7 protein-coding genes, 1 tRNA gene and 1 riboswitch are annotated in these 15507 nt (G+C 64.5%); of the genes, 4 read left to right on the top strand and 4 right to left on the bottom strand.

Annotated elements, in window-relative coordinates:
- Window positions 1–53 precede the first annotated feature (53 nt).
- Together QF015_RS13365 and QF015_RS13360 are read left to right on the top strand one after the other, a co-directional pair.
- Window positions 54–2219: a RecQ family ATP-dependent DNA helicase gene (locus QF015_RS13365; protein WP_429389570.1), complete on the top strand. Its 2166-nt coding sequence runs from the start codon at window positions 54–56 to the stop codon at window positions 2217–2219.
- A 146-nt stretch (window positions 2220–2365) separates the two neighbouring features.
- The gene (locus QF015_RS13360) at window positions 2366–3799 is read left to right on the top strand and encodes an MFS transporter (protein ID WP_310202577.1); all 1434 of its coding nucleotides are present in this window, start codon (window positions 2366–2368) and stop codon (window positions 3797–3799) included.
- Between the two features lie 54 nt (window positions 3800–3853).
- Here the strand turns inward: QF015_RS13360 and QF015_RS13355 are convergent.
- Together QF015_RS13355 and QF015_RS13350 are read right to left on the bottom strand one after the other, a co-directional pair.
- Window positions 3854–3941: transfer RNA gene (locus QF015_RS13355), tRNA-Ser, on the bottom strand.
- Between the two features lie 65 nt (window positions 3942–4006).
- Window positions 4007–6295, bottom strand: coding sequence for a prolyl oligopeptidase family serine peptidase (locus QF015_RS13350; protein WP_429389567.1), 2289 nt, complete (start codon window positions 6293–6295; stop codon window positions 4007–4009).
- 59 nt (window positions 6296–6354) lie between these two features.
- On the opposite strand from QF015_RS13350, the gene QF015_RS13345 reads away from it, so the two are divergent.
- Both QF015_RS13345 and cycA read left to right on the top strand, forming a co-directional pair.
- Window positions 6355–8304, top strand: coding sequence for an FAD/NAD(P)-binding protein (locus QF015_RS13345; protein ID WP_310202574.1), 1950 nt, complete (start codon window positions 6355–6357; stop codon window positions 8302–8304).
- Between the two features lie 74 nt (window positions 8305–8378).
- Window positions 8379–8477: riboswitch (glycine riboswitch) on the top strand.
- A gap of 151 nt (window positions 8478–8628) precedes the next feature.
- On the top strand, window positions 8629–10095 hold the full coding sequence (gene cycA, locus QF015_RS13340) for a D-serine/D-alanine/glycine transporter (protein WP_429389565.1): 1467 nt from the start codon (window positions 8629–8631) through the stop codon (window positions 10093–10095).
- Between the two features lie 79 nt (window positions 10096–10174).
- Here the strand turns inward: cycA and QF015_RS13335 are convergent, their stop codons facing one another.
- Window positions 10175–14707 carry an ExeM/NucH family extracellular endonuclease gene (locus tag QF015_RS13335; protein ID WP_429389563.1) on the bottom strand — a complete coding sequence of 1511 codons (4533 nt, stop codon included), beginning with the start codon at window positions 14705–14707 and terminating at the stop codon, window positions 10175–10177.
- A gap of 180 nt (window positions 14708–14887) precedes the next feature.
- A complete protein-coding gene (locus QF015_RS13330; RefSeq protein WP_429389561.1) occupies window positions 14888–15379 on the bottom strand; it encodes a septum formation family protein in 492 nt (163 codons plus the stop codon).
- Window positions 15380–15507: the final 128 nt, after the last annotated feature.

Below are 15507 nucleotides of genomic sequence, written 5' to 3'. Positions count from 1 at the left end.
CATAGCAGGGATTCCAGGTTCTGGCTGTCAGGGTCGGCTGGAATACTGGGGTGATGGCCAACAACTCCCAGAACGCTGCCGTTTCCGTGCAATCATCCACCGAGCAACAGGCATTGGCGTGCCTGCGGGAGTTGGTAGGGCACCCCGAAGCCCGGTTCCACGACGGCCAATTTGAAGCCATCGAGGCGTTGGTTGATGGCGGTCGCCGGGCGTTGGTGGTCCAACGCACTGGTTGGGGAAAATCGGCTGTCTATTTTGTCGCTTCGCTGCTTCTGCGACGGCGGGGAGCGGGCCCGACGCTGATTGTCTCGCCCTTGCTCGCGCTCATGCGTGACCAAGTGGCCGCAGCCGCCAGGGCGGGAGTGCGCGCGGTGGCCATCAACTCCGCCAACGCGCTGGAATGGGACACGGTTCTGGCCCAGTTGGCCGCCGACGAGGTGGATGTCCTGCTGGTTTCTCCTGAGCGGCTGACCAACCCCTCCTTCAGGGAGAACCAACTGCCGGAGCTCATCCGCCGCACCGGACTCCTGGTCATTGATGAGGCCCACTGCATTTCGGACTGGGGACACGACTTCCGGCCCGACTACCGCCGCATCGCCGACCTCATCGCCCAACTGCCGGCGTCCGTTCCCGTCCTGGCCACCACGGCCACCGCCAATTCCAGGGTTGTCCACGACATCGAGGAACAACTCGGCGATGGAGTGTTGACCATCCGTGGCGCCCTTGGCCGTGAATCCCTGCGGCTCGGCGTCCTGACCTTGCCCGATTCCCGGGACCGGTTGGGCTGGTTGCTGACGCACCTTGCCGACATGCCCGGGAGCGGCATCATCTACACGCTCACTGTCTCCGCAGCCGAAGACACCGCCAGGCTCCTCGCGGAGGCCGGGCATAACGTCCTCTCCTACACAGGACGCACCGATCCTGCCGACAGGGAGCGCGCCGAACAACTCCTCAAGGAGAACCAGGTGAAGGCCCTGGTGGCCACATCCGCCCTGGGCATGGGCTTCGACAAACCGGACCTGGGCTTCGTCATCCACCTGGGAGCGCCGTCGTCACCCGTGGCCTACTACCAACAGGTTGGCCGTGCAGGCCGTGGAGCCGCCAACGCCGATGTCCTGTTGCTTCCCGGTTCAGAGGACCGTGAAATCTGGCAGTACTTCGCCACGGCGTCCATGCCGTCTGCCGAGAAGGCCGAGGCCGTGCTGGCCGTCCTCGGGGACGCAGGCTCAGCCCTGTCCACGGTGGCACTGGAAGCCAGGGTGGACCTCCGGCGCACGCCCCTGGAACTCCTCCTCAAGGTGCTGGCGGTCGACGGAGCCGTGGAACGCGTCGGCGGCGGTTGGCGCTCCACCGGAGTGCCCTGGAACTATGACGCCGAGCGCTACGCACGCATCGCCGAGGCACGGGTGGACGAGCAGGATTCCATGGTGATCTACCAGGACACCGCCGGCTGCCGCATGGAATACATCACCTCGGTGCTGGATGACGAAACTGCTGCCGCGTGCGGCCGCTGCGACAACTGCGCCGGCCGCTGGTTCCCCGTAGACGTGGCGGCCTCGGCAGCCGATGCCGCAGGACAAACCTTGCGTCGTGCCGGCATCGCCGTGGAACCGCGGCTTCAATGGCCCAGTGGAATGGACCGGCTCGGAGTGGCGGTCAAGGGAAAGATCAAGCCGGACGAAAGCGTTTCCGAAGGGCGCATCCTGGCCAGGCTCACCGACCTCGGCTGGGGCGGGGCCCTGCGTGAACTGTTCGCCGCCGGGGCTCCTGACCGGGCCGTGGACCCCGCAATGCTGCAGGCCTGCGTCCAAGTACTGCGTGAGTGGTCAGGCGCGGAGGGCGGGACGCCGTGGAGCGGAGCCGGCCGTCCGGCTGCGGTTGTCAGCATCCCGTCGCGTACCAAGCCGCAACTGGTCGAATCCTTGGCGCAGGGCATAGCGGGCATAGGACGGATGCCCTACCTCGGACAGTTGCAGGCCCAGCACGGCGGGCCAACCGGGGCACGTGGCGGCAACAGCGCTTACCGGTTGGCAGGTGTTTGGGACAGACTCGTGGTGGGTCCCGATCTTGCCCAGGCCTTGGCCGGTATTGGCAGCCAACCCGTGCTGTTGGTCGATGACCTCATTGACAGCCGCTGGACCATGACAGTCTCCGCCAGGGCCCTGCGCCAGGCAGGAGTGGGCGCGGTCCTGCCGCTGGCACTGGCCCAAGCCGGGTAGCACCAACGGGCCGGCGAGGACTCCCGCCCGCGACGTGCGCTTGGTAGGACTACGTCATGTTGTGATCGCTCCCACGCTGCGTCTATAGGATCGAGCAAACAGCCTGCTGCCTGTCGCGGGCCATCAGCCTGAAGCGGACCGGAGCCATGAGCACAAACCCGAGCAACACCGATGTTGAAGCCGTCGACCAGACGACATGGCGGCCGCGCCTGGCACTGCTGGTAGCGGCAACGTTCTTCATGGAGTTCCTGGACGGGACCATCCTCACCACGGCCATCCCCAGCATTGCCTCCGATTTCCGGGTGGCCCCGGCCGACATCAACATCACCATGACCGCCTACCTGGTGACAGTCGCCATGGGTATTCCCTTGAGCAGTTGGCTTGCTGAGCGTTTCGGCGCTCGCAGGATCTTCTGCCTCGCAATTTCGGTGTTCACCCTTGCCTCCCTGCTGTGCGCAATCAGCACCGACCTGACCATGCTCACCATCAGCCGGGTGGCCCAGGGCATGGGCGGTGCCATGATGGTTCCGGTGGGGACCTTGGTGGTGCTGCGGGGTACCCCGAAATCGGAGCTCCTGCGCGCCACTGCGTACCTGGTGTGGCCGGGCCTGTTGGCTCCGGTGCTGGCCCCGATGGTGGGCGGCGCCCTCACAACCTTTCTGTCGTGGCACTGGATCTTCATCATCAACGTTCCGCTGGGGCTGGCTGCATTCCTTGCCGCCCTCAGACTGGTGCCGCGCACTCAGTTCGACGGGAAGCGCCGCCTGGACTGGTTCGGCCTCCTGCTCACCACGCTGGGTGTTGGTGCGCTTGTTGTCGGACTGGAAACTTTGGGTGGGCACGCATCGAATGTGCTGGCCGCTGCAGTGGTTGTCGCGGGGGTGCTGTCCCTCGCCGGTGCCGTCTGGTGGATGAGCAAAGCGAAGGTACCGCTGTTCAATCTCAGTGTCTTCGGCACCCGCACTTTCAGGGCAACATCCACCGGTGGATTCATTTACCGGCTGACCATCAGTTCGGTCCCTTTCCTGTTGCCTCTGATGTTCCAGGACGGGTTTGGCTGGGACCCGTTGAAGGCCGGTGTGATGGTCGCGGCGGTCTTCGTGGGCAACATCGGGATCAAGCCGGCCACTACACCGCTGATCAGGCGTTTCGGGTTCAAGCCGGTGCTGGTGTTTGCTTCGTTCGCGTCGGCCGTGACGTTTGCATTGTGCGCTTTCCTCGATGCCCAAACTCCAGAGCCGCTGATCTTCGCCCTGCTGCTGTTCAGCGGTGCCTTCCGTTCCATCGGTTTCTCCGCTTACGCATCGGTGCAGTATGCGGACATCGTCCCGGGGCAACTGCCTTCAGCCAACGCCATTTCGGCCACGCTGGTTCAGTTGGCGGCAGCGGCCGGTATCGCGGTGGGTGCCCTGTTCCTGCGCCTGTTTGAGACCACGGACGTGTTCGGCCCGGACCAGGCGGCGGCTTACAAGGGGGCTTTCGTCGCCATGGCCGTGTTGATGCTGGTCAGCACCGTGGACAGCCTGACCCTCCACCGTCACGCGGGAGCCGAGGTCAGCGGCGGCGCGAAGCGGGGCTAGGCGCCACCGCAGGTTAAACGCAAAAGGTCCCGGTTCGAAAACCGGGACCACTCGCGGAGACGGGGGGATTTGAACCCCCGGTGGAGTTGTGCCCCACACTTCATTAGCAGTGAAGCCCATTCGGCCGCTCTGGCACGTCTCCCTTTGCTATTGCTAGCCCACCAAGGATACGCAGAACGTGCCGTCGAGCGCAAAACAGGGCGGTTGTTAGTTGCTTCCAGCCAGTGAACGCCACAGGAAGTGGTTGCTCCGCGCCTGCAATGCCGCCGCCTGCCTGTTGTCCGAAGCGCCGGCGTGGCCGCCTTCCAAGGCTTCGTGGAACCACACATTCGGGATGCCCATGGCCTGCATGCGTGCCGCCATCTTGCGGGCCTGCACAGGCCCCACACGGTCATCCGACGTGGCAGTCCAGATGAACGTCTCCGGGTATTCCACCCCGTCATGGAGCAGGTGGTAGGGCGAGAAGGTGCGAATGAACTCCCACTGTGCCGGAACATCGGGGTCCCCGTACTCGGCAATCCACGAGTACCCGGCGGAGAGCTTGGTGTACCGGCGCATGTCCAGGAGCGGCACGCCGCAGGACACCGCACCGAACAATTCGGGGTACTGGGTCAGCATATTGCCCACCAGCAGCCCGCCGTTGGAACCGCCCACGCAACCCAGACGGCGGCGGCTGGTGACGCCGCGGGATATGAGGTCGCGGGCCACTGCAGCGAAGTCCTCGTACGCGCGGTGGCGGTTTTCCTGGAGTGCGGCACGGTGCCATGCGGGCCCGTATTCACCGCCGCCGCGGATGTTTGCCACGACATACACGCCGCCGCGCGAATGCGCCTCAGCACCGTCTTCCGACGAAGCACCAGCTGTGCGCCGCTCCAGCCATGCCCGGCCAATGGATCCGCTGTAGGCCGGAGTGCGGGAGATCTCGAACCCGCCGTAGCCGGAGAGCTGCGTGGGGTTCTGGCCGTCCAGCACCAGGTCCTTGGACGCCACCTGGAAGTACGGAACCCTGGTTCCATCCGCGGACACGGCGAAGTGTTGTTGGACCTCGTAGTCGGATTCGTTGAAGAACGACGGCGACCGCTTCACTTCGGCATGCCGGCTCACCACGCCGCCGGGCTGCTCATCCACGCCGCCGGGCTGCTCATCCACTCCGCCGGACTGCTCATCCGCGCCGGCGTGCTCATGGCCGGGCGTGAGCGTTCCCCGGGTCAGCGTGGTGGGAGTGGTGAAGCCCGTGGCCACCAGCCAGAAGTCGTTGCCGGCAGGGCCCAGGTCTTCGTCATCCACGGCATAGGCGTTGACATCGTGCAGCGGAGGGCACGCATCCAGGAGGGTGGATCCCCAGCTGCCGTCCGGATCGGGACGCGAAGGTTCCAGCACCCGGATCTCCGAGGAGACATCACGCAGGAGGTTCAGCAGCAGGTAGTCCTTGGTCCAGCTCCAGGACTGCAGTGACGTTTGTGCATCCGGAGTAAACAGGACCAGCAGGGAACGTGACCCCGCAAGGTACGAGTCGAAGTCGGCAGCCACCAGGCACCCGGCTGGGTACACGACACCCGCAACGTCCCAGTCCTTCTGCGGACGGAACAGCAACCAGTCGCGGTGTGCGCTGATGTTGACGTCGGTGGGAACCTCGATTGTCACCCACGAGTCGTCGCGCAGAAGCCAGGTACTCCGGTTGTAGAAGTCGATGTAGTCCACGGCGAAGGTCCGCTCGTAGCCCGGGGTCGAGTCATGGGCCACCATGGCCAGCATGTGGTCCTCGGGAATGTCGAAGATGCGCTCGGCTTCGGCCAGTGATTGGCCGCGGCGCAGCCTCACGCCGGTCCGCGCATAGGAGGAGGTCGTGGCAGGCAGTCCGTCGGCTGTGCTGGACACCAGGAGCGTGTCAGCATCGAGCCAGCTCACATTTCCCTTGGCGGTGGGGAGGTCGAAACCGCCCTCCACAAAGGTGCGTGATTCGACGTCGAACTCGCGGTGGCGGTCGGCGTCACCTCCGTCGGGGGAGAGCGAGACCATGGCCAGACGGTACTCGTCGCCGTCGGCGGGCCGGAGGAAACCTGCGCCGTGGAAGACCCACTCCACGCCTTCCGCAGCGGCAAGGGCGTCGACGTCCAGCAGGACATCCCATTCCGGCTCCTCTGTGAGATAGCTTTCCCAGGTGGTGCGTCGCCAGAGGCCTTTGGGGTGTTCCTGGTCTTTCCAGAAGTTGTAGTAGTAGTCGCCGCGTTTGGAGACCATCGCGATCCGGTCTGTCGAGTCGAGGACTTCCAAAATGCCGGCTTCCACCGCGGCGTACTCGGCGTCCTCCAGCAGATCTTCGGTGCGGGCGTTTTGTTCCCGGACCCACGCCAGCTGTTCATCGCCGTGGATGTCTTCAAGCCAGACGTTTTCGTCCGTGGGCTCAGGCGCCAGGTCCGCGGCGTGGCGTGGCCCACGGGGTGTCGCGGTGCCATTCTCGGGACGTGGCGTCTGATCAGCTTCTGTGGTGGTCATCGCCCCATCCAAGCAACAGAGTTCGACGGGAAGCAAGTCACAGGAAGTTAGGCTTGAGCGTGGCTAAATCGCAAACCAACCGTGTTGCCCTGATCGGGGCCGGCCCTCGGGGCACCAGCGTCCTTGAGCGGTTGCTTGCGAATTGGGCTGCCGACGGCCACCGCGGGACCACCCTGCACATCGACGTGGTGGATCCTTTCCCGGCTGGGTCCGGCCATGTGTGGCAGCCGGAGCAGTCACGCCTGTACCTGATGAACACCCAGTCGTTCTATCCGACGCTCATCCCCGAGGACCCCCGGCTGGCCCCGCCGCTGGCAGGTGGTTCCTTCGACCAATGGCGGGAGGCCCGCCGTCGTGATGGCGTGGGACTGAACGACGCCGAAAAGGCCGAGCTGGCCACCCTGGAGTCGAACAACTTCCCCAGCCGGGCGCTGTACGGCCGGTACTTGCGGCAGACCCTGGAAGGGTTGCTGGAACGGCTGCCCGACGGCGTCGAGGTCATGTTCCACGAGACGTCCGCCGTGGCGGCACGCCCGCTGGGGGACGGAACGGGGGACGGGTTCGACGTCGAACTCGCCAACGGTGCGACCCTCACCGTCGGCTCCGTGGTTCTCGCGCTGGGGCACATTGAGTCGCGACTGAATCCAGAGCAGCGCTCATTCAAGCGCGCCGCCGAGGAGCAGGGCCTGCTGTATTTCCCGCCCGCCCCGCCGGCCGACGTGGACTGGCAATCGGTGCCGGACAACGAGCCTGTGCTGGTCCGCGGCATGGGACTGAACTTCTTTGATGTCATGGGCCAGTTGACGGAGGGCCGTGGCGGCAAGTTCGTCGATGCGGGGGCGCCGGGAGCCGGCGTATTGGAGTACAGCGCATCGGGGCGGGAGCCGAAAATCATTGCCGCTTCCCGCCGGGGTACGCCGTACCGGGCCAAGGCCGGCCTTGATGGCTACTATCCGGCCAGTATCACCATGCGCTACCTGACCGAAGACGCCGTGGACCGGTTCCGGGCAGCGGGAATCCAGCCGGGCTTTGACCATGATCTGTGGCCACTGCTGCACCGCGACGCCTTGTGGGCTTACTACTCAACGCTGGCCCGGTCCCAACCCACGGCCATCAAGGATCCTGCGCAGTTCCTTGCCGATCTTGAGGACGCCCTTCAACCGCACGCGCACACTACGACGCATTGGGAAAGCAGCGTAGGTGACCTCGTCGAAAAGCACGTTGTCTCCTCCCGCCGGCTGAACCTCCGCGGACTTGCTGCGCCGCTCGCGGGACGCACCTTTGCCTCCCGGCGTGAGCTGGATGCGGCCATCACAGCCTATCTGGATGACGACGCACGACGATCCGCCTTGGGTGAAGCGGACCCTGTCAAGATGGCTATCGGTGCCCTCCATACCGGCAGGGCCATCCTCAAATCGGTGGTGGCAGACGGCGGCATCACGGATGAATCATGGCTCGCCGGGTTGCGCGGCTGGTTCGAATCCTTCGTCGAAGGGCTTGCCAGCGGTGCGCCTGCCCTGCGCTCGGAACAGTTGGCCGCTTTGGCGCGTGCCGGCGTCGTAAGTTTTGTCGGGCCGGACCCGAAGTTCAGCGTAGACAGGGCCGCAAAAGTGTTTCGGGCGGTTTCGCCATGGGTTCACGATGAGCCGGTTGAAGCGCCGACCCTTATCGAGGCGATGTCGCCCGCCAACAGGGTGGGCATGAACGTCTCGCCGCTGTTGGAGCAGTTGATGGCCGATGGCTTAGTGCGGACCAAGATCATGATGGGTGGTGAGGGCGCACCCGTGCAGACCACAGGCTTGGACGTGGAGCCGCATCCTTACCGGCCCTTGGCGGCGAACGGATCCGTCACGGAAAACCTCTACGTTTTGGGCTTGCAATTGTCTGCGTCGCAGTGGGGCACTGCGATTGCCGCTGAAGCCCGGCCGCGGACCGGACAGGCCTACGCCAGTGGACAGCGGACTCTGCGGGACGCCGACGAGATTGCCCGTAGCATTCTGGCCCGCTAACCACCCACGGTTGCGGTGCAGCCCGGCCTTCGCTACTGTGTGAGCTGCATCACCCAGCTGGTGGTGCGCGCTTTTGATCCGCGGCGGGAGAGCCCTGCCGGTACATCACCCCAGGCGCCGTAGGAGCAAACCCTCCCCAGGAATCTCTCAGGCCCATGTACCGCCGCGGCGAGGCAACTCTGGAAAGCAGCCCGGGCAACCGGGCTCACCGAAGGTGCAAGCCTTCCTGCCCTGCAGGAAGGCGGAAACTCTCAGGTCCACCTACAGAGCGGGGAGGAACCCGAATCTTGTGGCACCCTGTGCCGCCTGAACGATGGAGTTCCAATGACGATTCAGCCTTCCACCGGTACCGATTCACCCCATCTCGAGCGCCAGCTCAGCAATCGCCATATCCAGCTCATCGCCATCGGCGGAGCGATTGGTACGGGCCTTTTCATGGGCTCCGGCAAGACGATCTCCGCTGCCGGACCGTCCGTCATTTTCGTGTACATGATCATCGGCTTCATGCTGTTCTTCGTCATGCGTGCCATGGGCGAACTGCTGCTGAGCAACCTGAACTACAAATCCTTCAGCGATTTCGCCGCGGACCTGCTGGGACCCTGGGCAGGGTTCTTCACCGGCTGGACGTACTGGTTCTGCTGGGTGATCACCGGGATCGCGGACGTCATCGCGATCGCCGGGTATTCCCAGGAACTGTGGCCGTCCTTGCCGCTCTGGGTACCCGGGCTGATCACCATCGGCATCCTCCTGCTCCTGAACCTGGCCACGGTAAAAGCCTTCGGCGAGACTGAGTTCTGGTTCGCCCTCATCAAGATCGTCGCCATCGCCGCACTGATCATTGTTGGCTTGTTCATGATCTTCAGCGGCTTCCAGTCCGATGCCGGACCGGCCACCTTTACCAACCTGTGGAGCCACGGCGGATTCTTCCCCAACGAATTCATGGGCTTCGTGGCCGGCTTCCAGATCGCCGTCTTCGCCTTCGTGGGCATCGAACTGGTCGGTACCACGGCCGCTGAAGCCAAGGACCCGGAGAAGAACCTGCCCAAGGCCATCAACTCCATTCCCATCCGCGTCCTGCTCTTCTATGTAGGCGCCCTGATCATCCTCATGTCAGTTACCCCGTGGACCCAATTCGCTGCCGAGCACAGTCCGTTCATCGCGATGTTCTCGCTCGCCGGTCTCGGCGCCGCTGCCACAATCGTGAACCTCGTGGTCCTGACATCCGCCATGTCGTCGGCGAACTCAGGCATCTACTCCACGTCCCGCATGGTGTTCGGACTGGCGCAGGAAGGCGACGCTCCCAAGGTGTTCGGCGCACTCTCCGGACGCAAAGTACCCCGCAACGCACTGTTCCTGTCCTGCGTCCTGCTGCTGTCCGGCGTCGTCCTCATGTACGCGGGCTCGGACATCGGCAAGGCGTTCGACATGGTCACCACGGTCTCCGCAGTGTGCTTCGTCTTCGTGTGGTCCATCATCCTGGCCAGCTACCTGGCCTTCCGGAAGCGCCGCCCGCACCTGCACGATTCCTCAGCCTTCAAGATGCCCGGCGGCGTGGTGATGGTGTGGGTGGTCTTCGCCTTCTTTGCCTTCGTCCTCTGGGCGCTGACCACGCAGCCGGACACCCTCGCCGCGCTGCTGGCCACACCAGTGTGGTTCGTGATCCTCGGCGCCGCCTGGTTCATCCTGCGTCGTCGTCCTGCCCACCTTGCCCGGTACGAGCTCTTCAAGGCAGAGCTCCAGCGCGACGCAGACAGGGTCCAGGAACAGGAGCCGGAACCAGCTACCAAGTAACCGCGCCGGAAACACAAGGCAGGGCCCCTCACGAAGAAGATCGTAAGGGGCCCTGCCTTGTGTTTCACTCAGGGGACGGTCAGCCCCTCAAGCACCTCTGGTACTCCAGCCACGCAAACGCGTACCGGAGCCAGCCCACAATGTCGTACCACTTGGACGGCTTGGTGGGTGCGATGCACTGCGGCGGGTTCGTTCCGCTCCCGGCTACCTTCACCAACGCCTTCACCACGGTTCCGCTTTCGACGGCGGTCAGCACCACAGTGCCGGTGCCTGCGGCTGCGGCCGCGGGAACCTTGAGGTCCACCGTGGCTGCGCCCGCTGTGACCGGAACGGATCCAAGTGCCACTGCTGCACCCTTGCTGTCAACGAAGACGGCGTTGAGCGTAGCGTTCGCGGGACTGCCGATGGACGTCAGGTTCAGCTTGGAAACGGCCAGGGCGATGGGTTCACCGGCCTTGACCTCGGCGGCCGTGGAGTTCACCACGGCAACAGAGCGGCGCGCGAAGTCCGGTGACACTGGCTTGTGCTCCTGGAGGTACTTGATCCAGGCGTCGCGGTCCACCAGCCCGGTGTCCTTCGTATTGCTGCCTTCCTTGAAGACCCGGAAGTTGTCACCTCCGGTGGCCAGGAAGCTGAACGTCCCGATCCTGTATTGCTTGGCAGGATCGATCACAGCGCCGTTCACCCAGATGCCGGTGACGCGGTCGCCCGCCGCGCGTGCGGCGTCGTAGGTGTAGTTGACGTTCTTGGACAGGCCCAACTGCTGGTAGGGGCGGCTGGGTACCGTGCCGTCAGCGTTGGTCTGCCACTGCTGCTCCAGGAGCGTCTTGAACTGCGCACCCGTCAGGGACGTGGTCCAGAGGTTGTTCACGAACGGCAGGACCGCATTGGCCTCGGCGTAGGTGATGGTGCCGTCCGGCGCGTAGTAGAGCTCGTTACGCAGGCCGCCGGGGTTGACGACGCCGATCTCCGCCGCACCCAGCTCGGGCGCCTTGAGCGTATCCACCAGTGAGTCCGCCACCAGGTTGCCCAGTGTGGATTCGCTCGCGCGATCGTCCCGCTTGGGGGCGCCGCCGGCCGGATCCGGCGTGAATGCCGTGGTGATATCAGCGGTGACTGCACCCACCGGCTGGTTGCCGATCTCCGCAGCCTGCGCAAGGGCCTTGTCCACGATGGTCTTCACGGCAGCCACCCGCGGGTAGGCAGCAACCAGGCTGTCAGCGGTTTCTGTGGTCCGGTCCACAACGGCGGCCTTGTACGCGGTCACCGACTTCGTGGCGGTATCCACCGTGAGGGTCACGCTGCCCACATTCTCGCCGTAATTGCCGGTCTGCACGATCGGACGTGTTGTGCCGGTCGGTTGGCCGTTGGCGTCCAATACCGGGGCATCCCAGGCGTACTCCTTGTGCGTGTGCCCGGTGAAGATCGCGGCGACGTCAGGCGTGGTTTCATTGACGAGCTTGGCAAACGGTCCGCCGGCTGCAACTTCCTGCTCCAGCGTGGCGCCTTCGGGCGTGCCGGATGCGGCGCCGTCGTGGTTTTCCACGATGATGAGGTCGGCCAGGTTCCCCGCCTTGATCTTCGCGGCAACCCGGTTAATGGCGTCCACAGGATCGCCGAACTCCAGGTCCGTGATTCCGGCAGGAGTGACCAGGGAAGGAACTTCCTGCGTTACCGTGCCGATCACGGCCACGCGCATGCCGTTCATGTCCAGCACCTTGTATTCCGGCAGGACCGGAGTGGTGGTGCCCTTCTGGTAAACATTCGCACCCAGGTAGGCGAACTTCGCGTTGTTGCCCTCCGCTATGACGCGGTCGCGGAGGTCCTGCCAGCCGCCGTCGAACTCGTGGTTGCCCACAGCGGAAGCCTGCAGTTCCAGGGTGTTCAGGACGTCAATGGTCGGCTGGTCCTTCGCTACGGAAGATGCGAAGAGCGAGGCGCCGATGTTATCGCCGGCCGAGATGAAGGCCGTGGCGCCCGGGGCGGCTGCCGCCCGGAGCTTCTCAACTGTTCCGGCAAAGAGCACCGTGTTGGAGTCGATGCGGCCGTGGAAGTCGTTGATTCCCAGGAACTGCAGGTCAACGCTCGCCGGCGCCTCCGTGGTCAGGTTCAGGCCCACCACCACAGGATCGTGGTCGCTTGCCCGGAACTCGTCCGCGGCATAGTAGTTGGTCACATTGTTGTTATACCTGCTGTACTCCAGGGCGACGGACTCCACGGAGTTGATATTCCAGATGTCTGTTCCCGTGACCACCTTGTGGGCGGCAGGGGAAGCGAGGATGTGGTCCAGGGAACCCACCATGCCGCCGAACAGGTACGAGTGCTTGCCCGTACCCACCTCAAGGTCGGTGTAGCCGGCGCCGGTGAGGACGTTGATGGGGTCTTCCTTGGAGTAGGCGTTGAAGTCACCGATCAGGAAGACCTTGTCGGTGCCTTTGGACGCCTGGAGGTCCTTGGAGAAAGCGAGCAACGATTCCGCCTGCTTGGTGCGGGCGATGTTCGAAGCGCCCTGGCCCTTGTCGGTATCGTCCGGCGTGGCCGCGGAGCCCTTGGACTTGAAGTGGTTCACGATCGCGATGAACTTCTTGCCATCGTCTCCGCCGACCGGCTTGAAGACCTGGGCCAGAGGCTTGCGGGCACTTGCGAAAGCCACGGTGTCGTTGTGGATGATGGACTCGCCCACGGGTTCGGCAACGGCCTTCTTGAAGATGAATGCTGTGCGGATCATGTCCTCATCGCCCAGCGGGGGAGCGTTGGCGGGTGTGCGCACGTAGTCCCACACACCCGGCGTCTTGACGTTCAGGGCGTCCACGAGTTTGGAAAGTGCGTCGTCACGGTTCTTGCCGAACTGTGCTGAGTTCTCGATCTCTTCGAGGGATACGACGTCGGCGCCGGACTTGGTGATGGCCGCGACGATCTTGGCCTGCTGGCGTTCGAAGTTCTCTGCGTTGGCCGCGCCGCGGGCGTTGCAGCCCTCCTTGACCGTGATCGGATTGCCCTCGCGGTCGGTGTAGAAGACGCAGCCGGCCAGCTGGTCGCCGGTGGTGGGGAAGTAGTTCAGCACGTTGAAGGAGGCGAGCTTGAGGTTGCCCCCAACGTCAGCGGGGCCTTCAGGCCTGGTGGCGGTGAAGCTTGCCGGTTGGACCGACTCGGCGTTGGACGGGCTCAGCGCGGCAAGGGGCTGGAACTTCCAGGAGTTGTTGCCGTAGCCCAGGATGACGTCGGTCCGGAACTGAGCCGGCGAGCCAACACGGACAGGATCGGACGTGGTCAGGTACGGCAGCTGCTGGGCTTTGGTGCCGGCGTCCTTGAGGAAGTTGGTGGACGCGCCGTCGTCGAGCTTGATGCCGCGCAGCGCGTTGTCTGCCACCACCGCGGCGTACTCCGGCGACCCGTAGGTGGCCACCGCCGTCGGCTGTACCAAAGGCGAGGTGCCGGCCGCCAGGCCGATTTCGCCGTACTGGTTCAACGAGTAGTTGTCCGTGACGGTGAAGTCACCCTGGGGAGCCACGAGCATGCCTTCGAGGCTTTCCCGTGCGGCTTCGTTGGCGGGCAGCGCGAACGGCGTGGACTTGACCTCGGGGGCCGCCTCGGTGAGCTTCTTCAGCCCGGCAGCCTCAACAGTGAGCTGCGTCTGGTTGGCGAATTCGCTGACGACACCGGTGAGTTCCAGGTAGTCGCCTTGCCGGACCGTTCCCGCCGTCGTGGGTGAATAGATAAACAAAGCGTCCGACGCCGACCGTGCCGCCCCGGCGGTTTCGCCGCCGGTTCCCGGAGTCTGGACGTAGTAGCCGTTGAAACCGCCGGTGGCGTAGACGGCAGTGACCTTGCCGCGCGTGGTCACTGTGCTCCCGACCAGCGGGCTCGCCGGTCCGGTTCCCTGGATATCGGCAATGGCCTTGACTCCCGGGACGGGTTCCGGTTCCGGGGGAGGGGTTCCACCGTTGGAGGCTATGGGGGTGATGGTGGCGCTGAGGCTGAAGTCGGCGGCATTGGAGTTCGTGTCCACGCCGTTGCTGCGGTTGAGGCTCCTGACGTCGGAGTTGCCTGTGGGCGCAGTGGCAGCGGCATTCTCAAACGTGTTGGAAGTGCCGTATCCCAGGAGGTCGGCAATGGCGGCATTGCCCGTCACCGAACCGGCCGGCAAGGGGGAAACGGCAGTGGCCTGCTTCGCCAGGATCAGCGTCCCCGTGGTTCCGCTGGGGTTCAGCGTTCCGGTGGCCTGGACGTCCGCTGTGGGAAGGGCCGGGGCAGTGGACGTTCCGCTGTTGGTGGCTCCCTGGACCAGGAAATAGCCTTTGGCAGGAATGCTGCCGGTCAGGGGAGTGATCCCCGTGGGTGCTGCGGTGGCTGTGCCCGCACGATACTGCAGGGACCAGCCCGCCAGGCTGACGGGGGAGTCCGAGGAATTATAGAGCTCCACGAATTTGTTCTTGAACGCGGCGCCGGTGCTTCCGCCGCTGAGGTACGCCTCGTTGATCACCACCGGCGATGTGCCGGCCGGTGCTGACGGATCGTCTGCTGCCATGGCCGGGGCGGCCGTCAGCGGGGCGGCAAGCAACCCCGCTGACAAGACCGTTCCTGCCAGTATTTTCCACTGTTGTTGGTGCATCCGCTCTAACTTTCATTAGGGGGCCCTGTGGGGCCCTGTGGACGACGCCCACACTCTTGTGCAGGGGGCGTTGTTCCGGAAGTTACTCCGGGGTAAACCTGGTGCTCGGGCATAGCAGAACACGATGGAATGAATGGGAGGTGGACCGGGAGTGGCCGGAGGGTTCCCTGCGCACTGCGGTTACTTGGCGGCACCCTTAAGGGTTCCGGTGGTGGCGGCTCCGGCCTCGCCACCGATCAGGCAGACGATCTCCCGGTCCCCGTTCTTCCAGGAATCGCTGGTGGGGTGGAGGAAGGTCACATCCAGTGCAGATTCCTCGAACGGCAGGCCAACGAACGTTGCGAACTGGGCGCCGCAGTACTCTTCGGCTTTGGCGCCCACTTCGGTGTCGCCGGGGAAAGTTGCAGCATCGATGTTGGTGGCTGCGTAGGCCTCGAGGTCGTGGCTCTGATCGCAGGGGATGATGGTGACATCCACAACTTCCTGGCTGTCAGGGTTGGCGATGCAATCGCCCAACTTCACTTTGAAGGCGTCCGCCTTGGACGATTCCGTCGGCTTGCCGGATTCGTCCCGTTTGGCGTCGCCGCTGCTGATCAAGGAACAGCCCGCCAGTGCCAACGATGCCATGGCCAGCACGGCGGCGGCTTTCAGGCCTTGTGAAAGGTGGTGCATGATGGGTCCTCATTCCCGAAGGACCGCCGACAGCTGGAGCAGCAGGCCTGCGGTCAACAATTGCGGTCAACAATGAGGGACCAGGCAAGGCCCCATGCCGGCGGATCCCCCAACGCCGGTATGGAGTG

Origin of the sequence: Paenarthrobacter sp. TE4293, assembly GCF_050435325.1 — a bacterium.
Taxonomy (GTDB): domain Bacteria; phylum Actinomycetota; class Actinomycetes; order Actinomycetales; family Micrococcaceae; genus Arthrobacter; species Arthrobacter nitroguajacolicus_C.
Note: the sequence above shows the minus strand (reverse complement) of the source record. Positions and strands in the feature narration are given on the sequence as shown.

What these genes read in the sequence shown, in the direction of transcription:
- QF015_RS13365 (WP_429389570.1), top strand. Translation starts at nt 54, where the DNA reads ATGGCCAACAACTCCCAGAACGCTGCCGTTTCCGTGCAATCATCCACC.
- QF015_RS13360 (WP_310202577.1), top strand. Translation starts at nt 2,366, where the DNA reads ATGAGCACAAACCCGAGCAACACCGATGTTGAAGCCGTCGACCAGACG.
- QF015_RS13350 (WP_429389567.1), bottom strand. Translation starts at nt 6,295, where the DNA reads ATGACCACCACAGAAGCTGATCAGACGCCACGTCCCGAGAATGGCACC.
- cycA (WP_429389565.1), top strand. Translation starts at nt 8,629, where the DNA reads ATGACGATTCAGCCTTCCACCGGTACCGATTCACCCCATCTCGAGCGC.
- QF015_RS13335 (WP_429389563.1), bottom strand. Translation starts at nt 14,707, where the DNA reads ATGCACCAACAACAGTGGAAAATACTGGCAGGAACGGTCTTGTCAGCG.
- QF015_RS13330 (WP_429389561.1), bottom strand. Translation starts at nt 15,379, where the DNA reads ATGCACCACCTTTCACAAGGCCTGAAAGCCGCCGCCGTGCTGGCCATG.